The organism is Spiroplasma phoeniceum P40 (genome assembly GCF_003339775.1).
GTDB lineage: Bacteria > Bacillota_I > Bacilli_A > Mycoplasmatales > Mycoplasmataceae > Spiroplasma > Spiroplasma phoeniceum.
In genome coordinates this window covers 1597874-1622300 of sequence record NZ_CP031088.1, presented here as the reverse complement: position 1 = coordinate 1622300, position 24427 = coordinate 1597874, and the positions used below count along the sequence as shown (strand labels likewise).

The window sequence follows — 24427 nt, the reverse complement described above, 5'->3', positions numbered from 1 at the left end:
TGAAAAAAGGAGAAGAAAAGATGGGATTATTTAGTAAAAAACCAAAAGAACTTGAAATAATTGCCCCTGTAGATGGTGAAGTTATTGCTTTAGATAAAGTTGAAGATGAAGTATTTTCACAAAAAATGTTAGGTGAGGGTTTAGCAATTAAACCAAGTGCTGGTAATTTTATTGCTCCAATTGCTGGGAAATTAATTACCGTTTTTCCGACAGGTCATGCTTATGGAATCAAAAGTAATAATGGTGTTAAAATGTTATTACACATCGGAATGGATACAGTTTCATTAAATGGAAAAGGATTCGATATTCAAGTAAAACAAGATGATAATGTTAAACAAGGGGATTTATTATGTAATGTTGATTTAGCAGTTTTAAAAGCTGAAAATGTACCAAGTTTAGATACGCCAATTGTTTTTACACCAGAAACAATGAGCGGTAAGACAATTAATATTATTAAAACAGGTAATGTTAAACAAGGAGAAATTATTGCTGTTATTAAATAGGAAATAATTTTAACTAATAAGTGATTTATAAAATGGAAATCACTTTTATTTTTGTTTATAAAGTATATTCTAGAGTGTTTTTGCTATAATTGTTAAGAAAGGAAAAAGGTCAAATGGTAAAAATAGTTTTAATTGCGATTGTTTTTTTCTTATATTATTACTGAGTCTTTTCTTCAACAGGGGCAATTTTAGCCGAATTTTTAAAAATTCGAACTAAAAATATTTATTTTGGTATGATTATGGGTTTTTTCTTTTATTTTGCTGTTATTTCTTTTTTGCTAATTCCATTAGAATTTATTCCTAATTTACGTTATATTATTTTAGTTTATTCATTATTATCAATTAATATTTTATATTCATTATTTTTGTTATTATTTATTCGTTATTGATTTAATATTAATTTATGAGATTGAAATCACGCCATTTTTTTTGTTGCATTTGGTGTTTTTATGGCATTATATTATGCTAAAAATTATTTTATTGCTCCTTCAGGTTCAAACATTACTAATAGTTATGTTTTAAGTTTTTATTTTTTTGCTTCAGTTGATAATAATATTATTTTTAAATTAAATCCAAATGTTACGATTGCTAATGCTCAAGCTTTAGCAACATTATCTTGGTTTACAAATGTTTCAGTTTGATTTGTAATGACTGGAATTGATCCAAGTGATATTATTTGAAATTTATTAAATATTTTAGATGCAATGCTATTTGCTTCAATTTTTGTAACATTATTGAGTAATTTTGCTAATAAAAAAAGTAATCGTTTTTTAATTGGTACTTTATCACTCCTTGTTTTATCTGCTTCAAAATTATTAATTTATTATTTTGGATATGATTCATGGCATCAACAGAATATGTTAACTGGTTTATTTTTTGTCACTTTTATTTTAATGACAATTTACACAAATGAAGAATACCGCAGTGGTAATATTCCTTGAATTATTGGTATTATTTTTGCAAGTTATATTACCTTTGAATGAGATGCATCGTATATTATGTTATTTATTATTTATGTTTCAACATGAATTAGTATGTTAAAATATAAAACTAATTTCTTAAAAGATATGGTTAAGTTTACTTTATTTTCAACATTATGTTTTATCTTTTACAACGCACAAATAAAAAATATTTTACTAATTTTTATTTTTTTAGGATTATTTTTGTTAATGATAATTTTATCATTTTTGTTATATCGCAATTATTCACGAGTACATGATATTGAAATAATGATGTACCTAGGGCAAAAAAAATTATTATTTGTTGTACCAATTATTTTTACTCTAATTTCAGTAGTCATTGTTTTAGCAATGGGGGAAAATAACTTAAATTTTTGAACATTAGAAACAATTGCATCAGCCTTATATGTGCAGTTAGAATTAGGGAGTTGAAAACCATGAACAAATATTGTCTTTTTAATTATTTCTTTTGTCTTTTTAGGTTTAGCTTTAATTTGATTATTCCTTTTTGAACGAATTCCGAATTTTGTTGCAAAAACTCCAATTAATATGCTATCAATTTTAACAGTAACTTTCTTTAATCCGTTAGTTGGGCGTTTTTTAATTTTAATTTTTAATGAACAGGCTTTGTTAAACAATGCTACGGTTTTTATTGTTGCGTTATTAGTTGCCTTAAATATTAGTGTTTATGCATTGAAAATTAAACCGTTTAAAAAATGGCATTTTAAAAAACCACCAATTTCCCCGCATCATAAAAAGAACCTAAAAATAATAAAATAAAGGAGAATATTATGACTTTTGAACAAGCAAAAAAACGTAGTTTAGTATTAAAAGAACAGTTAGAACAATGAAATTATGAATATTATGTGAATGATAACCCTAGTGTCAGTGATCAAGAATATGATCGAGCAATGCAAGAATTAATTGCAATTGAACAACGATATAGTGAATTAATTACAATTGATTCTCCAACGCAACGTGTTTCTGGTCAAGTTAGCGAAAAGTTTAATAAATATGTTCATACAAGTCCAATGTTAAGTTTGGGAAACGCATTTAATTATGATGATTTAATTCATTTTGATGAACAAATTAAAGAATTGACTGGTTTGCCAGAGGTTGAATATACTTGTGAATTAAAAATTGATGGATTATCAATTTCATTAGTTTATGATAATCATCTTTTAGTGATGGGGGCAACTCGTGGAGATGGTCTTACTGGTGAAGATGTTACTATTAATATTAAACAAATTAAATCAATTCCGCTTCGAATTGTCCAACCAACTTTAACTGTTCGGGGTGAAGTTTATTTATCAGTTGAAGAATTTAAGAAGATAAATGAGGAACGTGCAAAAAATGGCGAATCTGAATTTGCTAATCCTCGAAATGCAGCAGCAGGAACTTTACGGCAATTAGATTCAACAATTGTTGCAAAACGAAAGTTAAATGCATTTTTATATTATTATGTTAATGCTTTGCAGCATGGAATTCAATCACAGTATGAAGCGTTACAAAGATTAGAACAATTAAAATTTAAAACAAATCCTGAGTATCGTTATTGTTCAAATATTGCGGCAGTGTGAGAATATATTCAAGAGTATGAACAAAAACGTCATCAATTAGGTTATGAAATTGATGGAATTGTGATTAAAGTTAATAACTTAAATTTATATAATCGCATAGGTTATAATGCTAAAAATCCAAAATGAGCAATAGCTTATAAATTTCAAGCAGAAGTTGTGATTACAAAATTGCTTAATATTTTTCCTTCTGTTGGAAGAACAGGGCGGATTACTTATAATGCTGTTCTTGAACCAGTTCGTATTGCAGGAACAATTGTACGAGCAGCAACATTACATAATGCTGATTTTATTACTGAGCGTGATATTCGGATTGGTGATAATGTTCAAGTTAAAAAAGCGGGGGATATTATTCCGGAACTGATTAATTATGTTGTATCTTGTCGCCAAAAAAATGCTCAAAAATGACATGAGGCAACGCATTGTCCAGAATGTAATTCTTTATTAGAACGTGTTGAAGGTGAGGTTGACCAGTATTGTATTAATTCTGTTTGTCCTAAAAAAATTACTCGGGGGTTAGAACATTATTGTTCACGAAATGCGATGAATATTGAAGGAATTAGTGAAAAAATTATTGAACGATTATTTAAATTAGGATATTTAAAAAGTTTTAGTGATTTATATCAATTAGAGCAATACCGAGCGGAAATTATTGAATTAGAAAATTTTGGTGAAAAATCATTTGAAAATATGATTGCTTCAATTAATAATTCAAAAAATAATTCCTTAGAGCGATTATTGTTTGCATTAGGAATTCGACATGTTGGTCAAAAAACAGCAAAATTATTAGCACGACAATTTAAAACAATTGCTAATTTAGCCGCCATGAATATTGAACAATTATCAATTATTAATGATATTGGTCCAATTGTAGCAGCTAGTGTTGTTGATTATTTTGCAATTCCAGCTAATCAACAAGAACTTGCCTTACTACGCCAAAAAGGGGTTAAAATGGAGTATTATGCTACTAATCAGCATTTAGCACAGAAGTTTGAAAATTATCGGTTTGTGATTACCGGAGTTTTATCAAAACCACGAGAATATTTTAAAGAGTTAATTGAAAGTTATGGTGGGCAAATTTCTGAAAGTGTTAGTGCAAAAACCACCTATTTACTGGCAGGGGCTGATGCTGGTAATAAATTAGTAAAAGCACAAAAATTAAATGTTAAAATTATTAATGAAGAAGAATTTCAACAATTATTAAATAAGGAGGGATAAGATGGCACGAATTACAAAAGAAGTGTTACAAATGTTAGCACATGATATTATGCTAGATTTACAAGATAAGGAACTAACTAATTTAAGTCAAGAATTTGATGTTATTTTAAAACAAATGGATTTAGTACAAAAAATTGATACAACTAATGTTCATTCAATGCATTTTCCATTTGATTTAACAGTTGACTATTTGCGTGAGGATGATGAGATTGATGTTGCTCCGCAAGCTGAAATTTTAGCGGCAGCACCAAAAAAAATAGATGATTATATTGTAATTAATAAGGTGGTTAAATAGAATGGCATCTTATTCAATCAAAGAATTACATCATCTTTTAGTTGCTAAAAAAATTACTCCATCGCAAATAGTTAAGGATGCTTTTACTAATTTAGACAAATATCAGGTTTTAAATGCAACAGTGACAGAATTAAAAACAGAAGCCACAGCTTTGGCAGCTAAATTAGACCACCTTGTTGTTCCTAAAAATAATTATTTATTTGCCTTACCATATTTTGCAAAAGATAATTTTGCAACAAAAGGAATTAAGACAACGGCGAGTTCAAAAATTTTAGAAAATTTTATTCCAAATTATGAATCAACAGTAACTAATATTTTGAAAGAAAACAATAGTATTTTATTAGGAAAATCAGCTTTGGATGAGTTAGGAATGGGTGGGCATGGTTTATATGCCTTAACAGGAGATGTTTTAAACCCTTGAGATTTAAGGCGGATTACTGGTGGCTCATCATCTGGCTCAGCAGCTTTAGTTGTAGCTGGTGTTGTTCCATTTGCATTAGGAACAGATACAGGTGATTCAGTACGAAAACCAGCAGGTTATTGTGGTGTTGTTGGTTTTAAACCAACTTATGGTTTAATTTCACGGTATGGTGTTTTTCCTTATGCGCCATCATTAGATACGGTTGGATATTTTACTCGAACTGTTGAAGACAGTGCAATTGTTTTTGATTATTTAGCACAAGAAGATCACAAGGATGCAACCTCATTAAAGAGTAAGGAACAAGGTTATTTTAAAAATTTATCATCAGAAAAAATCAAAAAACAAAAATTTGCTTATTTAAAAAATGCGCATGCGATTCTTCCAGATGAAATTAGAATTCATTTTGATCATTTATATGATGAATTAACAGCCCGCGGGATTAGTGTTACAGCAATTGATTTTCCAGAATATTTACTAAAAGCATTAATGCCAGTTTATATGGTGATTTCTTTTGCCGAAGCAGTAAGTAGTCATTCAATGTTGGATGGAATTAATTATGGAAAACGAGTTGATGGGGACACTTATCAAGAAGTAATGATGAATTCACGAACTAATGGTTTTGGTCATGTTGTTAAACGTCGTTATGTTATTGGTTCATACACTTTAACAAAAAATAACCAAACATTATTATTTTTAAAAGCAAAACGAGTACGACGTTTAATTGTCAATGCTTTAACTACTGTTTTTGCAAAATATGACTTTTTATTATTACCAGCTGCATCAACGATTGCTCCAAAAATTACTACTATTAAAGATCAAATTTTAACAGAGGCAGAACTAGAAAATTATGTTGATGATTTATTAGTATTAGGTAATTTAATGGGTAATCCATCATTAACTGTTCCACTTGCTTTTGTTGATAAAATGCCAATTGGAATAAATGTTAATGCTGCTCCTTTTGCTGACCAAAAGGTCTTTAATGCTAGTTTATTAATTGAAGAGATTGTTGGAATTAAAAATAAAGTGGCACCAGAAAGGGGAAACAATCATGATTAATTTTGATGTAGTAATTGGAATTGAAAATCACGTTGAATTAAAAACAAAGACAAAAATGTTTTCTTCTGGCGCAGTGAGTTATGGGGCTAAACCCAATAGTACGGTTAATCCAATGGATGTTGGGTATCCAGGAGTAATGCCAACAGTTAATAAAAAGGGAGTTGAGTTAGCGTTAATTGCTTGCCAAGCACTTAATTTGACAATTGATCCAGTCATTCAATTTGATCGTAAAAATTATTATTACCCTGATTTAGCAAAAGGTTTTCAAATTACTCAGCAATATTATCCAATTGGTCAAAATGGATATTTAACGATTATTGATGAGAATAATAAACCTTTTAAAGTAGAAATTGAACGTCTGCATATTGAAGAAGATACTGCTAAACAGTTGCATGAAGAAGACCAAACGTTATTAGATTATAATCGTGCTGGAATTGGTTTAATTGAAATTGTAACTCGCCCTGTATTACGGTCAGCGTTTCAAGTTCGTCAATATTTAGAAGCTTTATGTGAAATTTTAGTTTATACAAAAGTTAGTAATGCTAAAATGAATGAGGGTTCATTACGATGCGATGTTAACATTTCGTTACGTCCAATTGGTGTGAAAACATTTGGTGATAAGGTTGAATTAAAAAATCTTAATTCAATTGCAAATGTTGAAAAGGCAATTGAATATGAAATTACAAGACAAAGTGAACTTTTATTAATGGGAAAAAGAATTGAACAAGAAACACGCCGATTTGATGAAAAAACAAAAACAACGGTTTTAATGCGTCATAAAAATGATGCTATTGATTATAAATATTTTTCTGAACCAAATATTTTTCCAATTAAATTAGATCCAAATTGAATGACAAAAGTTCTTAAAAATATGCCAGAATTACCAGATGTCAAACGTAAACGTTATTTATCAAAATTAAATTTAAAACCAGCTGATATTGAAATTATTTTACAAGATTATACCTTAATGAATTTTTTTGAATCAGCAATTAAGTTATCACCACATTATGAAATGATTGCTCATTATTTAATTGGTGATATTAGTGCTTATTTAAATCAAAAAGGATTAACAATAAGTGAAACAGCATTAACACCACAAAATTTAGTTGAAATGATTATGTTAATTAATCAAAATATAATTTCAAATAAACAAGCCAAAACAGTGTTACAACGAATTTTAAATGAAGATTGTGCTCCAACGAAAATTGTTGCTGAATTAGGATTAAAACAAATTAGTGACCCAGTTGAAATTAAAACAATTATTGAGCCAGTTTTTAATGCTAATATAGCAATGCTAGAACAATATGAGCAACGGCCAGAACGAGTAATTAAGTTTTTTATGGGTGAATTAATGAAATTAACAAAAGGACAAGTTGCCCCAGAAATTGGCCAACAAGTAGTTATTGAATTAATTACAGCGAAACAAGGGAAATAAAAAAGATGGTTACTTACCATCTTTTTCATATTCTTGATCAATTTTTTGTAATTTAATTGTTAAATCATTAATTGCACTAATTTTAGCAATAAATAATAATTCATCATCTAATTTAATTGTTTCAACATCTCCGGGTAAAATAACACGGCCTTTACGTTTAACATAAACAATATTATAATCTTTATTATTAATAAAACGTAATTCTGATAATGTTTGTCCTTCAATATTTGGATCAGTCACCTGAATAATTAATGATGCATAATTTTCATCAACAGTTTGCATTTCAATGTCAATATCAAACATTGCTTTAGTTGCCGTAATACTTCCGGCCATTGTATCGGGTTGGATAATATTATTAATTCCTAATGCTTTTAGAATTCGTGCATGACGGATATCTTTTACTTTCGCAATAATATTAGTAATTCCAAGGTCTTGTAATCCAATAATTGTTAAAATACTAGCTTCAATATTACTTGCGATTGTGATAATGACAGTATCATACTCGTCTAGTCCTTGCTCAATTAGATTTGTTTTAACTGTTGCGTCTAATGCTACGCCATCAACCTGTTTATAACTAGCAATCATATTATTAACCTTAGTTTGGTCAATATCAAAGACCATAATGTGTTGTTTTCGCGCAATTAGTGTTTCAATTATTGAACGTCCAAAATTATTTAGTCCAATAATTGCAAAACTTTTTCTTCTTGCCATTCCTCCCCCCCCTTATTGCACTTTTAATTATACTATTTTTTTTATTATTAGCAATAATTACTAACTTGTAGTATATAATAATATTAATGAAAGAGGGACACAAATGGTTTTTTTTCAATTATATTTCAAAAATATTTTTAAAAGAAAAAATGATAATAAACAACAACGTAATAATGACACAACTGCACCATTAACACGGCGTCGTTATTGGTTACCCTTCTCAAAAATATCGGGAAAATTATTTTTAGTTTATATTTTAATTGTTTTTTTAGGCGGACTACTGTTATCAATTCCAGGTTTTGTTCATGGCGGAGAACGGATGATTCTTGATGGAAAAGGTAAAATTTTAAACCCTTCAGTTACTTTTGCGTGAAATTATTTAATTGGTTTATTTACTGCTGCTAGTGCTTTTTCTGATAATGGAATTACAATTAGTAATCCTGCAGCGGATTATACTTTTTGGGGACAATTGGTAATTTTAATTTTAATTCAAACAGGTGGTTTTGGAATTGCTACTTTTAAAATTATGATTTTTGTATGATTAGGGCGTCGAATTTCAATTAAGGATAAAATGCTAGTGCAAGGTGAACGAGGAAGTAGTAACTTTGGGCATACAATGGATTTAATTAAAAATAGTTTTATTTTTTTAATTATTTTGGAATGTTTTGGGGCAATTTTATTATTTTGTAATTTTTATTTTTCACCTTTATCAGTAGAAGGAAAATTCATGATTGATAATGTTACTTATCATAATTTTTGACGAAGTTTATGAAGCGGTGTTTTCCACTCAATTTCATCAATTAATAATGCTGGGTTTGATATTATTGGTAATTCATCATTAATCCCTTATAATACTAATTATTTTATTCAATTTGTGTTTTTATTCCAATTTATTATTGGTGGTTTAGGTTTTCCAACTTTTTACGATTTAAAACGAAAATTTGTAGGATGACGACGAAAAGAACATGTTAAATTTACCTTATTTACTAAAATTAATTTAATTACTTATATTGGTTTATCAATTATTGGTGTTTTTAGTGTTTGATTAATTGAATTTACGAATATTAATACAATCCATGCTGAAACTGCTCAGCATATGGAAAGTATTTTACGAAATTCAAAATCAAATTGAAATGGTTTTATGAATATTTTCTTTAATACAATGTCAACCAGAAATGCAGGTTATTCAACAGTTGAAATGAGTAACTTTTTACCAGGATCACGAATAGTGATGTCAATTATGATGTTTATTGGATCAGCGCCTTCTTCTACCGCAGGGGGGATTCGAACAACAACCTTAGCTGTTATTATCATTACAATTTGGTCTATTATTAGGAATAATAATAGTGTTAATGCTTTTAAACGGAAAATCCCAAATGAAACAGTAAAACGAGCGTTAGGAGTTACTGTTATTTCAGGAGGTTTAATTGCAATTGCCATTATCTGTATTAGTGCTGAAAATCCTCATCTTGATGTTTTAAATACTTTTTTTACAATTTGTAGTGCATTTGGAACAACAGGATTAAGTACTTTAAATTTTACCGAACTATATAACATTGGTATTTTAAGTACTTTAATATTGATTCTATTAATGTTTATTGGGCAATTAGGAGTTTCTTCAACGTTATTAGTTTCAATTCGTGGAAGTGGTGAAAAAGAATACAGTTATGTTGAAGAAAATATTTTAATTGGATAGGTTGAAAAAAATAATCTTCTTGTAATGTAACATATACATTTAAGACCACTAAGGTGTTTTTTTATTGTTAAAAAGGTATTTTAAGCAAAGGAGTATTTAATATATGGAAAAAATTAATAATACTGAATCCTGTAAATGCAAGCAGTAATTTTTTCCTCTTGTCATTATTAATAATAACATCATTTTTAGAAAATGCAACTCTTTTTTAAAAAAAATAAAATATTTTATAAATATAGCTTAATTTAACCATATTTAATCAAACTAAAAAAACATTTATTAAATTTTACACAAATAAATTTATATAAAATTCTCTAAAAATAAATTTTTTGCTGTTCTTCAATTCAAAATAGGCCTTAATTTTTCATTTATAACATTAACTACTCAATTTATTTTTTGTTGACTAACATTATTAAAATCAGTTCCCTTAGGAAATCACTGTCTTAATTCACTATTCATATATTCAATTAAAGGTTTTTGTGTTGGTGATGCTGGATCACAAAAATAAACTTGTGTCTCATCAAATATTTCCATTTCTCTTCATTTACTAAATTCTTTTACTCTGTCAGTTATTACACCTTTAATTTTCCCAATTAAATTATTATTTATAACAATATTTTTAAATTTTATTAAAACCTCATTATCAGTATGATTTTTTAATTTTATTACAAAATAATTTTTACTTGATTGTTCTACTAAAACTAAAATAGCAGATTTATGGTCTTTTCCAACAACAGTATCCATTTCGAATCAACCAATATCAGATTTTTTATTTTCAATATCTCATATTGATTTAAAATTATTTAATTGCCCACGATTATCTTTTTTTTCCTTTGGTTTTAAATTTTTTACCACTATATCGTAAATTTTCTTTTTTTAATCCAAATTTACCTAAGCGAACTCATTTATAAAATGTTTTAAGACAAGCAGGAAATTTAATCCCAAATTTTAAAAAATAACGATAAATTAATTGCTCAGGTGTATCAAGATATTTATTAAATCTTAAATGAATGAAATTTAATTGCTCTTCTGTAAATTCAGGTATTTTTTTAATACATTTTTTACGCTTTTTTTATAGTCTTTTTGTGCTTCAACTGGTGTATAATTTTCGATATTTTTAAATCTTTTAATTTCTCTTTTAACAGTATCTACACTGCGATTTATTTGCCTTGCTATTTCTGATAAATTAAGAGTACCATTTTTCTTTTTACAAGCATTAGAAAGTAATAAATCCTTAAATAAAATTCGTTCATCAAATTTGACATGTGTATAATCTTTCATATATTTTGTCTCCAATCTTTTTAAATTTATTTATACACTATTTTTTAAAAAAATATTGACAATTATTTTTAAAGTTATACAATTAAAATATAAACAAGTAGTAAGTTTTGTCTCTTAAAAATGTTTATATTAAAAAAGAAAGTAATTAAGTTTACTTTCTTTTTATTTTGATGTAAAATAAACGTAATAAAAATAATATTAAGTTCTTTAATACATTTTGCTAATTTTTTAGTTCTTGATAAGTTTGTTATTACTCTTTTATTTAATCATTTTCATTAAATAATAGCAATTTTAATATGCAAAAAGGAGTAAAAAATAAAAAAATTTAATCCAAATAAAGCAAGTTATACAACAATTTGAAGAAAAATTGAAGAATTTTGAAATGATAAGAAACCAAATATTCCCTATACTTTGAACGATTTAACCGATAAAATCAACCTTTCTAGCAGATGAAGACATGAAACTTACAAGAGCGAAAAGATAATACCTTTAATACAACGACAAGTTGATAGAATTGAAAGTGAAATAATTAATTTTATGATGAAATCACCTGATGGTGCTAAATTATATTGACAACGAGCATTTAATTATAAATATTCACTGCAAGAAAAACAATTGGAACAAGAATTAAACTTAAATAATCAACAACCAATAATAGTTAATTTACAAACTGATATTAGAGATATTAAAAATGATGATAAGGAAAAATAATAATGCTTAATCATTTTACTTATTTGTTAGAAATTCCTTATTGGTTATTACAAAACAGTAGTATTGCTAATAAATATACCTTTGCTAAGAAATATGAGTTAGTTAATGAAATTAATCAAATTGGTTCACGACATAGTGGTAAAACTTTATCTAATTTAAAAATGTTTGCTGAATTAATTAAAATATCAATGTTAATTAAAGAACCTATTTTTATTTTTGCTAGTATGAAAATGAATAAAGATATTAGAGATAGTATTTTTCAAAATATATGAAATACATTAGAAAAGCATAATATTCCATTTAGTGTTAATTTAAGTACACATTCTTTTACTATTCCTAATGGAACAAAAATAGTGTGTAGAGGATTACATTCAGCTACAAAAAGAGAAAAATTAAAAGCTTTTGCTGATTTAAATAAATATAAATTAGTAATTGATTGAAGAGAAGAATGTGATCAATTTCAACAAAAATATTTAAGTGATTTAGAGTTTGCTATTCGTGGTTATCAAAATAAAATAACAATTAATACTTGTAATCCTGAAAGTTTAAAAAGGTATATTGTTGGTTATTGTAATGAATTATTACCTTTTAATGAAGAAATAATGCCTAGTAAATATGAGCAAATTAAGTATATTGAAAAATGAAATATGAAAATTATTATTCATTATTCTAGTTGAAGATTAAATTATGAATTACCACAAGATAAAGTTAATGAACAATTAAGATTAGAACAATTAGATATTGAAAGAGCAAGAGTATGGAGTTGAGGATTGCCCGGTAATACTAGTGGGTCAATCTTTGCAAGATATATTGATATTATGCAAGCAACTGATATTATTCAACCAACTAAATTATTAGGTGGTGTTGATATTGCGAATGCTACTAGTCCCAAAGGACATACAACAGCAGCGAGTTTTTGAATATAATTCATTTGATAAAAAAGCATATAAAGTATCAGAATATACACATTCAAATGCGACACAACAATTTAAAACTGAATTAGAACAAGTTAAAGATATTTTAGAGTTTTATAACAATCAATTAAAACAATATTTTAGTTTAATACAACAAGGTATATCAATTAATGTTGATGATAGTGCTTATTCAACATTACAAAGTTTAAACCGAGAGAAATATAATTATAATTTTGGTCAATATATGATATTTAAACCAGCACAAAAACAAAAATTTAAAATAAGACATCGTATTGAAGCATTTACAATGTTAATAAATACTAATCAATTAAAATGATTATGAGAAAAATGTCCTGTAAGTAAAACTCAATATGAATTAATTTAATGAGAAGATAAACCAGATGCTAGAGAAGAACGAATGTTAGATTTATATGATGATACATTTGATAGTGATTTTTATGCTTTACACTTTGAATTAGTAAATATGGTTAAACATAATAGTTCAGCAGATTATAAATTATGACAAAAAAGGGAGTGAATAACTTAATGAAAAAAGATATTTATGTAATACATGATGAGCGTGTAATAAATGCAAAAAGACCTTATATGTCTGTTTGCGAAAAAGTTAAAAAAAGACTTTGTAAAGAATTAAAAAAAGATAATATCGCAATATGTAAATTAAATTTATATAAAGAATATATTAAAAAATATAAAAAAGTTAAAGTATGTGTACAAGTTTTAGCAAATGAACCAAATTTATTAACAGTAAATATAATTAATTATGCACTTATTTTAAAATTAAAGGAGCAAAATAACAATGAATAATAATACATATCCTACTTTACCAAACTTAAATAATATTAATAGTGTTTTAAAATATTATAATTATGATTGAACAATTAATTTAGCAAATATTATTGCTCGCCATCAAATGCGATTAGTAAATGGTAAAGATATTTTATTTAAATCTCATCGTAAAGATATTTTAGAAAAATTAAATTGATGATATGAAAATTATAAAATAAAAGAAAAATTAGATAAAAATGAATTAACGGCAAGTTTAATGGGTAAAACGATTTTTGGTTTATTAGAAACTAGTGATGGTAATATTGATTTATGAATTAATCCATTTAATTTTACATCACGCGTAAGTAAAATTAATGAAATTGAACAAGGTGCTGATATTTGATTAAATTATCATCAATCAGATAGTGGTTTTATTTTAAATTTAATTTGTACAAAAGATAAAATAATTATTAAAGATTGACCTAAAAATAATGAAGTAGTTGTTGGTCAAAGTAAAACACAAATTAAAGATGATGTTAAACCTATTTTAGTACAAGAATTTAAAAATAAATTAGGTATTGTGCTTTTTTGAGAAATGATTAATGAGCCTAATCCATTATTTTTATCAACATCAACTACATTAAATCCATGACCTACTATGGCAAATTGTTATAAATTACAATTTGATTTAGAAGATAGTTTTAATATTAAATCAAAAGAACGATGATCAAATCGTACACATTGATATGGTCAATTAGATGATGATTTAATGACTGCTTATAACAAAGGTAATAAAAAAGTACTACAAGATGTATTTGATGATATTTTTATTCAATCAGGTCAATAAGCAGTAGGTGGTCAATTATCACAATCTTTAAAAAAGCAATTATTGAACAAGTATATATAGCATGTAATTTTTCTAGTCCTTTTGGTGATGCCTCAGATAGTGAAGAAAATAAAACACAATCATTAATAAAAAAACAAAATACTTAGAAAAACAAGCATATTTACAAGCATATCGTAAACAATATTATACTAAAATGTTTGATACAGTTTTAAAATATTATGGTTTATGAGATGGCGTTGGTGAACGACCTTATGGTTTTTTTGTTAGTGCTAGTTTAGTTGATCAAATGCGACAAAATGAATTAATTACTGCTAGATTAGATAATGGCACAATGGAACCAATAAGAGCGATAACTGAATATGATAATATTGATGAATTAGAAGCAACCAAATATTTTGAAAAAGTAGAAGCATGACAAGATAAAATGCAAGCAAAAGAAATAGAACATAATAATAAATTACTAGAATATGATGAAACTGGTAATAATCAAAATGCCGTACAAGGTAGAACAGAAATTAAGGAGAATTAAAAAATGAGTAGAATTAACCCAGGTGTTATGGAAAAATTAAGAAGACAAGCCCACGATACTTTAATAGATATCAGAGAAAATATACGAGATAATAGACATTGAATGGTATTTCCTTTTAATGTTTATAGTTCATATATTCCTGATACTGAAACAGGTTGAAAACCTAATAATGCTAAGCCAAGTGATTATGGTATTTATTTACGCATATTTGATAATATGGAAAGTACGATTGCTCAATGACAAGGTAGTTTAAAAATAGTGCAAAAATATAAAGGTGAAGAAATTAATATTTTAACAATTGATGATTTTAAAAATCAACCAATTAATTCAACTATATGAGCTAATAATGAAACACCTTTTGCAATAAAATTACAAGATGAAAATAAAAATGATTATTGAAAATTAATTGATGGTGAAAATATTTATGATATTAATAGAATGTTAGAATACTTAAATCAATATAAATTAAGTTATTTTATAAATAATGATAATACAGCTGATAACTTTTATACAAAAGAGGTTAAAGTTGGTAAATATTGAGATGCTTATATGATTGATGATAGAAGTTCAGTTCAATTTGGTGAAGCAAAATTTGAACAAGTATTTACTCAACAATCAACTGAAAGACAATATACTTTATTAATTTTAGATGAAGATGCAGATAAATTAAATATAAATGATTATTATAATTTTTATACTGTATTTAATGACCGTGGTTTAAATATTGGTGGTGGTGATATTAATTCTGTACCCCAAGATAGACAATGATTATATCCATCAAATGTTATTAATTATTATTCACCTTATGATGGTAGTTTTTTATGACAAGAAATTACTTTTTCAAGTATTAATGATAAAATTAGTCATAGTGGTTTATCAGTACGACAATTTATACAAACAAGTGTTCCAGGTGAGGGTTATTGTTTTCCTAAAATAACTTATGATGAAAAATTAAATAAAGGTATTGTTGAATTAGATGATATCTTATTAAAAGACCCAGGCGTTAGAGCAATGACAGTTAAATTTTATGGTAATCCTATTTTATTTGATATGCGAGTTATTGGGCGACCAATTATTAAAGGTTAATTTAATAAAAAAGTAATGAATTCAAGAGATTTATTAATGTATAATATGTATCCTGCACCACCTGATAAAATAAATACTTATGCTTCACCAGAAGTAAGTTGATATAATATTCAAGGGATTCAACCAACAATTATTACTGGTTATGAAGATTGAAAAGAACATATTCAATCAATGTCTGATTTTTGAATTGAAAAAAATAATGAAAGTATGATAATAACAGATAAAACAGCATCAGCAGCTACTAATTCAACTGTTGGAACAACTATTAATGAAGATGGGGCAAATTCTAAACCTTATTGGTCTAAAAGTTGAAAAATAACACCACCAAATAAAGTAAAAGTAAATAGTGGAACTATTAATAATATTATTAGTACCCAAGCATCATCTTATTTTAGAAGAAAAGATGAATTTGGTAATACTATTGGTCAAGTTCAAATTGAATATAATAAAATGGGTTCATGTAATATTTGAAATATTTTAAATATGAATAATTTTATTAATCGCCAAATTACTACATTACCATTAAACTATACACAAAAATTAGTATTTAATCCTTTTACTATACCTTCTATTGGAAAGTTTTTAAATTTTGTTTCGTTTGGTATTCCATGGGACTGAATTGGTAATTTAACAATTACACAAGATGATAAATGACCTAATTTTCCATGACTTAATGGGTTTATGAGTGCTAATGTTTATAGTTTTTATAATGATGCCTTTTGAGGTGATAAGTCTGCTGCTGGTTATTTACCTTTTGAAATATTTAGAGAACAAGGTAATGATAAAGTTGGTGCTTTAATTGGTGCTAATGCTACTAGTTTAGGGCTTACAACTTTATTAACTGATAAATTAAAAGGTACAGTTTTTACTAACGATGGTAAAACAACTGAACAAATAACTTATTCAACTTATAATTTAAAACAATTAAATCCTAAAACTAACAGAGTTTATTTAATTAATAAAAAAACAAAAGCAGTTGATGCTCAAACACCAGTTAATGATAGTGAAAAAGATAATGCCTGTGAATTCTTACAAACACCTGATGGTACAAATTGTAGTTATATATAATTGATATGTTTTCAATACAAGCATTATATAATGGTAATTTTGAAATTATCTTTTATGCTGATAATCCATATACAAATAATGAAGAAGATTACTTACGTTTATCAGTATGGAGTTTCAGAGGTAAAACAAAAAGTGTTTTAAATAATTATTTACGCGATATGACAACTAATTATAAAACTAGTTTCTTATTACCACATGACTATGAAATAACAACATTTAATTACCCACAATATGTATTAACACCAGTACCATATAACTATAAACCTTATACAAAAAATATTATGCCTTCCGATGTAGTATTACCATTAAAAACTAAAATTACAGCACCAGCACAATGTAAAAAAGGTTCTTCTGGAAATTATATTAATTTATTTTCTGATGAATTTAATTATGTTTATTATGATGTAGAAATTGATTTAAAACAAATTGACCCACCAATTCAAAGTATTAGTAAATTCCAAGATGCTTATAAAACAATTGAAATAAGTAATCTAGGTAATTTACAAGTTGAATGTAAGCAACCAAATATAGAAAATTTTATTTCTAATCTAAATGTTGATTTAACTATTGGAAATACTAGTTGTAATCTTATTTCTGGTTTATTATCGGATTTAACTTTACAGCAAAGTGGTAATTCACAAACTGATAAAGTTAATTTTCCAAATACTTTTACAATAGATACAAAAAAAATAACTAATAATATTCAAACATTTAAACCTATTGCGTATACTAATGGTTTACCAAGTGATAATTATCAAAATATATATAAAACTAAAAATAGTGATAATGTAAAATTTTTATTACAAATAACAAAATTATCTAATAATGATGATAATAAAATTATAGAAACATATTTACAAGCATATTACACTAATGATTTAAAATTAAAAATTAGATTTACAAAAACATTATTATCTCAATTATTTTTAAGCAGTAATAATTTACTTATGATTTATTTTGGTAATGATAAAGATATTACGATAGATGTTTCTAACCCAAATGTTTTAGGGATTAGAAATAAAAGTGATAGTGATGTTAAAATTACATTTAAACCAAGATAAAAATAAAAAAGAGATACAAATCTCTTTTTTATTCTCCATTAACTTTTACATTACCATCTTTATCGGCAATTAAGTTAGGTAATTTTTGTTCATCACCATTTAAACGATAAACTGATTTAAAATAATTACCATCATCATTTTTTCAACGCAAAATATAATTTTTGCATTAATAGCCAAATCAATATCAACTTGTAAATGAAAATGATTAAATTTGTGAATAATTATTTAAATTTAAATTAATTTCATTTTGTTTATCAAGATTTTTTGGGTGAAATCTTTCAATTTTTTTACTATTTTGAAATTTAATTAATCTTCACTTATCATTTTTTCACCACGTCATACAACATAATATCATTTATTATCAACTTGATTAAAAGGTTTTTCTTGTGGTGCAATTCATTCTAAGTTTTCTTTTATTTCTTTGTAATTTGTGCATATTTGGTTTTCTTGTTTTAGTTGTTGTAATTCATCTTCGTTATATTGTACTCCTATTAAACTAATTGCACCTATTATACTTAATAATCTTTTCATTCCAATTAACCTTCTTTTCTATTAGTTAAATTATAACATATACTATATGAGATAATATGTTATTATTAACTTAGTTAAATAAAAAAGAGAATGACCCCACATCATTCTTCCTTTATATTATATATTAATAAATGATATTATATATTAATATATAATTATTTCAAGTAAGAATAATAAGGTTTTTTTATCTCTTTATACATTTTTCTTTAAATAAACTTTTATCAATTATTACTTTAATTTTTAACAAATTTTTTCATATCTAAAAAATTTATTTTTTCTCTTGATGTTTCATGTTTATCTAATCCTTTTCTTGCATTAATTCAAGGTTCAGTATTATGAGCCTCCCCAATTAAAACAAAGGTATTTTTATTTTTATATTTTTCTATTTTATCATCTATAAATTTTATTATTTTTTTATCTTCTAGGGGGATTATTTTAGTACAAGTATATTTATTTTCATTAAAATTTTCATACTCATCAAAATTTACTCCCACATATTTTATGAGTAATGATAATAAACTCTTCTTAATACTGGTCCATATACTCATGCTTCAAATTCATCTTCAAATAATTTTTCATCATATTGTTTTAAATAATCTAAATATAAAAAATATAAAATCTTTTGTAATTTTACTGGTTAATTAATTTTTTATGATTATTAATTAAATAAGATACAATAGAAAATAATTTATCTTTTTTTCTAAATTCATAATAATTTACCCTTTCTTTTAGTTAAATTATATAAAAATATATTTGTTTGTAAATACCTTTATTACGTGTTTTAAGGGGTATATTAGCAATGAAATATATTAACTTTAATTTTTTATAAAAAGTATTGTATTGGTAAAATAATAGTGTAAAATAAAGGTAATGGTTTAATCTTTTGTTAAAAAAGCGTATTTCCGGTTTAAGTTTTCCGCTTTAAAAAGAGTTTATGCTGACTTGTTAATCGAACAAGAATAAAAAAAGAGAGGTTTATAAAAATGGCAATTACAAAAGAAAAATTATTAATCTTAGAATTACACCTTCATCTGTTACAAAGTCTACTAAAGCATTTGATGTTATAAAAAATATGATGACTTATTCGTATTGAAAAGATCGTGAATTTGAATACGCAATAAAAATGGTAGAAAAAGAAACTAATGTTTGAGTAGAAGAAGTAGTAGATAAAAATATTTATCTTTTATGTAAGTATTTTGAAAGTCAAGACAGATATTCAGTAGTTACTAATTTGTGAATTATTTGAAAAAAAACTAATCCTAAATTGGTCCAAGAAAATCCAGATATGGTAACTAGAATTGAGAATGCTCTAGCAATGTTGTCAGAAACTTTAAAATCAAATTATTCAGTTAATAAGGGCGACAATGATGATTATAAAATTTTATTACCTTGGTATTTTGAAGTTACTAATGCACCTGATCAACCTCAAGATTGAGTTTACTATACAGATATAAAAGTAAAATTAAAATCAAATTATGGATATTTTACTGAAGATAATTTTGTTTTTAATAAAAATATAATTTCCCGGAATTTAATATGTAAATTAGAAAATAATAATTTTTCTTTCCCGGAATTAAATAAATCTTTAGAAACGAGTGCATTATCATCAACGTTACCTGCTGATCAGTCATTAGCTAATGGAGAATATTCAAAATATTTTGTTCGAAGAATTACTAATGATGATAAAGACAAAGAAAAATTATGAAATGATTATGGTATAAGAGAATTAAATTTTAATAGTTATAACGATGAGCTTGTAAATAGTGGGAATTTTAAATTAGAAAACCCTGAAATTATTAAAGAATTGTTAGTTAGTTCTTTAAACGAGTATGGCTTATGACAATTTGAACTTATTGATGAAACTGGTTTAATTACTAAATTATATAATGGTAATATTTGACCAACTAAGGTTTTAAAAGAAAAGGGAATTAAAACGCTTATATTATAAGCGTTTTTTTATATGCCGGAGGGCTTGAAAAACCAAACGAAAAAAGACACCCCTTGACTCCCATTTAAATAGTGGAAAATAAATAATATATGAATTAATGAATATTTGCATAATTGTAGAGGTCTCCATTATTTTAGAATGGGAGTCAAGGGGTGTCTTTTTTTGTTTTGTTTGCTCTCCCGAATTTTCTTGACAAATAGTAAAAAATAGTGCATCAATTACTGACGGGAGGAATTATAATGGAGTACTCTATAGATTTGAATTGATCAGAAAATAATTGTAATTTTAATATTGATATTTTAGCAAAAGCTTTTATTAAAAAATTTTGTAAACCATTTTCTTGAACCGCAGTATTTAAAATTTTAACTGGAGCTAAAAAATTTGGAAAATCATATTTATTTTGTTTATTAGCATTATTCTTTACTTGCAATTTTACAGATTGGAATTTCATCTTAGCACGGTACCAATATAATTCAGCACGAGACAACTTTGATAAAAAAATAACCAGGGTTATTAATGACTTAGAAAAGTTTGGAGTCACAATTAAAGAAGCTATCAAAGAAAAAATAATTAAGGTAACCAATAACGACAATCGATTTGAATACAAATGACCCAATGGTAGAATTATTAAAATTGTTGGATTTGATAATGGTTCTAAATGAGAAGGGCAATATGCGCCAGTAGGGGAGTATGGTTTTTTGGACTTGATAAAGTCATACCTTTAGATACAGTTATCTTAGATACTGAATAATATATGTATCGTTTATTTAATATGATAATTCAAATTTTCCGGGGGCAAAATATTAAAACATCAAAAGAAATTATTCCAGAGCTTTGTTATAAAGATGATGAAATTGAATTAAATTTAAGAAAAGAACAAATTGTATTATTTGGATTTAATAATCATGATGCTGATCATATAATTTATCAAACATTTGTACAATCGATTTTTCCGCTTACTGAAGAAATTGAAAAAGAATTAGAAGACAATTATATTTCTTGTTATAATGATCCAAATTATATGAATGGAATAGGTATAACCTTTATTCGAGGTACTACAAAAGTTAATGATAAAAACTTAAATAAACGTACGTTTGATTTAGGTAACTGATTAAAGGAAAATAATCTACAAAAATATGATTATTTATTTTTAGGAAAAGAACGTCAATTTGCTTTGGAAAAATATAGTTATCGAAAAGAACTAATAGAAAGAGCAAAGTTTTTTGATCCAACTGAATTTTGATGAAAAGATATTAATAAATATTGATTTAGTTTTATAGCTTCTGGGTCTGATTATGCAGATAGTATTCAAGGAAAAGACGATGCTGTACAAATTTTAGTTGGGGTAGAAATAAACAAAAATGATGTTCTAACTGAAATTTATATTTTAGAAGAACAATCAATTTCAACTACTGAATTTAAATATATGACTAAAAAGGTTTCTAGTATGGCAAATAAAGTTAATGATTGATCTTTAAAATACCATAAATTAAAAGAAGATTTAAAATATAGAATTGGGCATGATGCACGAACAGTAGGCGATTTTGTTCGAGAAAAATTAATTATTAATCATATATTGAGATGAAAAAAGTCTTGAAAATAGTATTAGTTGGATTTTGGTTACGGGTGAAAAAGGATGAAAAATAGTTGATCGAAATTTTACGATAAAACGATTGTTATCTTCTGGAAGAATATATTTTTCAAAAAATTTAACTGTTACTAAAAATATTAATGGTGAAGATATAGTTACAAAAAAATATGGTTACCTATATGATGAATTATATAAATGTCTTAATTACGAAAAAACGAATATTAGAGACGAACGTCCTGGCTGAAATTAATTGGATGCTATTAATGCATTTGAATGTACTTTGTCGTTTTTTAGATTTAATTTATTTGAAAATTAATAAAAAAGCGGTATACTTAATCTAGCGATAGAACTGGTCTTAAATGTATATGGTTTCTACAAAAAAAATAATCTTTTTCTCTTGTTTAAAATGATATTTTTTGTATAATATATAGGGTATCACCACGGAACAGTACTCAAGTTGGTGAAGAGGGCACCCTGCTAAGGTGTTAGGTCGGGTAACCGGCGCGAGAGTTCGAGTCTCTCCTGTTCCGCCATTTAATTTACATTTAACGAAAAAAAGCAATAAAGAGTTATAAATAATTTTTATAACTCTTTTTAAATTATTGGTATAATAAAAGTAGTAATATTGTGCAATAAAGGGGAAGCATAATGAAAAATTGATTAAAAATTATTTTATCAATGATTTTTTTATTTGGTATGGCGATTATGGGGTTACTTGTTGTCTTTATTATTTTCAATGTTAAATTCTTATATATTTTTTTAGGAATTGTTATTATTGATTTAATTTTTTCATTCTTTTTCTTTTTTTCCAAACGACGTTATGAAGTTAAATTTTCTTGAATTATTTTTATTAATTTTGTGCCATTTATTGGTCTATGTTCATATGTTTTTTTTGGTCGAAAATACCATTATTCAAATAAAAAATCATTATTGTACAATTATTTAAATAAATTAGAATATGATACTTATTGTAAAAAAAATAAGACATGTTTAATAAAATATACTGCTCCTAATCAAAAATTTGGGAATGTTGTTGAATTATTAATGCGGCATGCGAATAAGCCACTATACCAAAATAATAAAATTAAAATAATTACAAATGGGACCCGTGTTTTTAAATCATTATTAACAGATTTACAACAAGCACAACAATATATTTTATTAACTTATTTTATTGTTGCTGATGGTGAACTATTTGAATCTTTTTTAGCAGTTTTAAAAGAGCGAATTGCAACTGGTGTTCGGGTTTATATGATTTATGACCATGTTGGTAGTTACTTTAAAATTAGTAAAAAAAGTATTAAAAAATTAATTAAAGCTGGTGTTCGAGTTCATAAATATTTACCAATTATTACACCTTTTATTAGTGGGAATGCCAATTATCGTAATCATCGTAAAGATGTTATTATTGATGGTTTAATTGGTTATACAGGTGGAATTAATTTAGCCGATTTATATGCTGATAAATCATGAAAGTTTGGAATTTTTCATGATACACAAGTACGAATTGAAGGTGAAGCGGTTCGAGGTTTGGAAGTAATTTTTGCTGATGACTGATTTTTTGCAACTAAACGTCATGAAATAATCACAGATTTAGAACCAGCCATTTTAGCACCAAAACAATACAATATGAAGGGTAAATCACATTTACAAATTGTTAATCATAGTCCTAGCATTGATCATTCCATTACCAAAGACATATATATTTCATTAATTAACAAAGCTAGTAAACGAGTTTGATTATCAACCCCTTATTTTATTCCACCAGATGATCTTATTCAAGCTTTAATTCTTGCAGCACGTGCTGGAGTTGATGTTCGTTTAACAATTCCAGGTTTGACTGATAAAATTTTTGTTTTAGATATAACAAAAAGTTACTGTAAACCTTTATTTGCTAATGGTGTTAAAATTTATGAAATGAATAATACTTTTAGTCATAATAAAATTGCTATTTTTGATGATGATATTGCTGTGATTGGGACTTGTAATTTAGATTACCGTAGTTTCTTTTCTGACCATCAAACAACAGCAGTTATTTATGATCCAGAGGTAGTCGCAAGCTTTATTCCTCGTTGAGAATGAGATTATGAACATTCAATTTTATGACAGGAATGACCAATTAAATATAAACCCTTGAGTTATCGACTATTGTTAACATGTTTAAAATTAGTCGCACCAATTTTATAAGTTAATGCTAATATCAAGA

At 26.0% G+C, this 24427-nt stretch carries 26 protein-coding genes, 1 tRNA gene and 1 pseudogene; 23 read left to right on the top strand and 5 right to left on the bottom strand.

Going from position 1 to position 24427, the window contains the following annotated elements; translation table 4 throughout:
• The first annotated feature begins 20 nt into the window (after positions 1-20).
• From SDAV_RS09905 to gatB, 6 genes are all read left to right on the top strand, one after another.
• The gene (locus SDAV_RS09905; protein WP_114565452.1) at positions 21-503 is read left to right on the top strand and encodes a PTS sugar transporter subunit IIA; all 483 of its coding nucleotides are present in this window, start codon (positions 21-23) and stop codon (positions 501-503) included.
• A 113-nt stretch (positions 504-616) separates the two neighbouring features.
• Entirely contained in the window at positions 617-2242 is a 1626-nt protein-coding gene (locus SDAV_RS09900; protein ID WP_114565451.1) for a hypothetical protein, read from the top strand.
• A gap of 11 nt (positions 2243-2253) precedes the next feature.
• On the top strand, positions 2254-4257 hold the full coding sequence (ligA, locus tag SDAV_RS09895) for an NAD-dependent DNA ligase LigA (RefSeq protein WP_114565450.1): 2004 nt from the start codon (positions 2254-2256) through the stop codon (positions 4255-4257).
• 1 nt (position 4258) lies between these two features.
• Complete coding sequence (gene gatC, locus SDAV_RS09890) at positions 4259-4552, top strand: Asp-tRNA(Asn)/Glu-tRNA(Gln) amidotransferase subunit GatC (RefSeq protein WP_114565449.1); 294 nt, start codon at positions 4259-4261, stop codon at positions 4550-4552.
• Between the two features lies 1 nt (position 4553).
• A complete protein-coding gene (locus tag SDAV_RS09885; RefSeq protein WP_114565448.1) occupies positions 4554-6029 on the top strand; it encodes an amidase family protein in 1476 nt (491 codons plus the stop codon).
• On the top strand, positions 6022-7464 hold the full coding sequence (gatB, locus tag SDAV_RS09880; RefSeq protein WP_114565447.1) for an Asp-tRNA(Asn)/Glu-tRNA(Gln) amidotransferase subunit GatB: 1443 nt from the start codon (positions 6022-6024) through the stop codon (positions 7462-7464). The genes SDAV_RS09885 and gatB overlap by 8 nt, the downstream gene beginning before the upstream one ends.
• A gap of 9 nt (positions 7465-7473) precedes the next feature.
• Here gatB and SDAV_RS09875 read toward each other — a convergent pair whose 3' ends face one another.
• Entirely contained in the window at positions 7474-8175 is a 702-nt protein-coding gene (locus SDAV_RS09875) for a potassium channel family protein (protein WP_114565446.1), read from the bottom strand.
• Positions 8176-8278: 103 nt separating this feature from the next.
• Between SDAV_RS09875 and SDAV_RS09870 the strand changes: the two genes are divergently transcribed.
• Positions 8279-9871 carry a TrkH family potassium uptake protein gene (locus tag SDAV_RS09870; RefSeq protein ID WP_114565445.1) on the top strand — a complete coding sequence of 531 codons (1593 nt, stop codon included), beginning with the start codon at positions 8279-8281 and terminating at the stop codon, positions 9869-9871.
• Positions 9872-10168: 297 nt separating this feature from the next.
• On the opposite strand, the pseudogene SDAV_RS09865 reads toward SDAV_RS09870, so the two are convergent.
• Positions 10169-11149 (bottom strand): annotated as a pseudogene (locus SDAV_RS09865) (IS30 family transposase).
• 411 nt (positions 11150-11560) lie between these two features.
• Between SDAV_RS09865 and SDAV_RS11545 the strand changes: the two are divergent.
• From SDAV_RS11545 to SDAV_RS09825, 10 genes are all read left to right on the top strand, one after another.
• A complete protein-coding gene (locus tag SDAV_RS11545) occupies positions 11561-11860 on the top strand; it encodes a hypothetical protein (RefSeq protein ID WP_151202533.1) in 300 nt (99 codons plus the stop codon).
• 2 nt (positions 11861-11862) lie between these two features.
• Positions 11863-12786 (top strand): PBSX family phage terminase large subunit, encoded by a 924-nt coding sequence (locus SDAV_RS09860; protein ID WP_114565444.1) that lies wholly within the window; start codon positions 11863-11865, stop codon positions 12784-12786.
• Complete coding sequence (locus tag SDAV_RS09855) at positions 12731-13159, top strand: hypothetical protein (RefSeq protein ID WP_151202532.1); 429 nt, start codon at positions 12731-12733, stop codon at positions 13157-13159. Before SDAV_RS09860 ends, SDAV_RS09855 begins: the two co-directional genes overlap by 56 nt.
• Positions 13160-13192: 33 nt before the next feature.
• Positions 13193-13321, top strand: a complete 129-nt coding sequence (locus tag SDAV_RS14180) for a hypothetical protein (RefSeq protein WP_281268802.1) — start codon at positions 13193-13195, stop codon at positions 13319-13321.
• A complete protein-coding gene (locus SDAV_RS09850; RefSeq protein WP_114565442.1) occupies positions 13321-13599 on the top strand; it encodes a hypothetical protein in 279 nt (92 codons plus the stop codon). The genes SDAV_RS14180 and SDAV_RS09850 overlap by 1 nt, the downstream gene beginning before the upstream one ends.
• Entirely contained in the window at positions 13592-14407 is an 816-nt protein-coding gene (locus SDAV_RS09845; RefSeq protein WP_114565441.1) for a hypothetical protein, read from the top strand. The genes SDAV_RS09850 and SDAV_RS09845 overlap by 8 nt, the downstream gene beginning before the upstream one ends.
• Before the next feature lie 193 nt (positions 14408-14600).
• Positions 14601-14936 (top strand): hypothetical protein, encoded by a 336-nt coding sequence (locus SDAV_RS09840; RefSeq protein WP_114565440.1) that lies wholly within the window; start codon positions 14601-14603, stop codon positions 14934-14936.
• 3 nt (positions 14937-14939) lie between these two features.
• A complete protein-coding gene (locus tag SDAV_RS09835; RefSeq protein WP_114565439.1) occupies positions 14940-16022 on the top strand; it encodes a hypothetical protein in 1083 nt (360 codons plus the stop codon).
• 36 nt (positions 16023-16058) lie between these two features.
• On the top strand, positions 16059-17090 hold the full coding sequence (locus SDAV_RS09830; protein WP_151202531.1) for a hypothetical protein: 1032 nt from the start codon (positions 16059-16061) through the stop codon (positions 17088-17090).
• A 5-nt stretch (positions 17091-17095) separates the two neighbouring features.
• Complete coding sequence (locus SDAV_RS09825; protein WP_114565437.1) at positions 17096-18151, top strand: hypothetical protein; 1056 nt, start codon at positions 17096-17098, stop codon at positions 18149-18151.
• Positions 18152-18179: 28 nt separating this feature from the next.
• Here the strand turns inward: SDAV_RS09825 and SDAV_RS14175 are convergent, their stop codons facing one another.
• The 3 genes from SDAV_RS14175 to SDAV_RS09815 form a co-directional block, all read right to left on the bottom strand.
• A complete protein-coding gene (locus SDAV_RS14175; RefSeq protein WP_281268801.1) occupies positions 18180-18302 on the bottom strand; it encodes a hypothetical protein in 123 nt (40 codons plus the stop codon).
• A 155-nt stretch (positions 18303-18457) separates the two neighbouring features.
• A complete protein-coding gene (locus tag SDAV_RS09820; RefSeq protein ID WP_114565436.1) occupies positions 18458-18682 on the bottom strand; it encodes a hypothetical protein in 225 nt (74 codons plus the stop codon).
• A 233-nt stretch (positions 18683-18915) separates the two neighbouring features.
• Complete coding sequence (locus SDAV_RS09815) at positions 18916-19176, bottom strand: hypothetical protein (protein WP_114565435.1); 261 nt, start codon at positions 19174-19176, stop codon at positions 18916-18918.
• Between the two features lie 578 nt (positions 19177-19754).
• Between SDAV_RS09815 and SDAV_RS09810 the strand changes: the two genes are divergently transcribed.
• The 6 genes from SDAV_RS09810 (at position 19755) to cls (ending at position 24408) form a co-directional block, all read left to right on the top strand.
• On the top strand, positions 19755-20630 hold the full coding sequence (locus tag SDAV_RS09810) for a hypothetical protein (RefSeq protein WP_114565434.1): 876 nt from the start codon (positions 19755-19757) through the stop codon (positions 20628-20630).
• A gap of 239 nt (positions 20631-20869) precedes the next feature.
• A complete protein-coding gene (locus SDAV_RS09805; RefSeq protein ID WP_151202529.1) occupies positions 20870-21355 on the top strand; it encodes a hypothetical protein in 486 nt (161 codons plus the stop codon).
• A 29-nt stretch (positions 21356-21384) separates the two neighbouring features.
• A complete protein-coding gene (locus SDAV_RS09800; protein WP_114565432.1) occupies positions 21385-22233 on the top strand; it encodes a hypothetical protein in 849 nt (282 codons plus the stop codon).
• Positions 22234-22246: 13 nt separating this feature from the next.
• The gene (locus tag SDAV_RS09795; protein ID WP_114565431.1) at positions 22247-22471 is read left to right on the top strand and encodes a hypothetical protein; all 225 of its coding nucleotides are present in this window, start codon (positions 22247-22249) and stop codon (positions 22469-22471) included.
• A 192-nt stretch (positions 22472-22663) separates the two neighbouring features.
• Positions 22664-22754: transfer RNA gene (locus SDAV_RS09790), tRNA-Ser, on the top strand.
• 115 nt (positions 22755-22869) lie between these two features.
• The gene (cls, locus tag SDAV_RS09785; protein WP_114565430.1) at positions 22870-24408 is read left to right on the top strand and encodes a cardiolipin synthase; all 1539 of its coding nucleotides are present in this window, start codon (positions 22870-22872) and stop codon (positions 24406-24408) included.
• Positions 24409-24427: the final 19 nt, after the last annotated feature.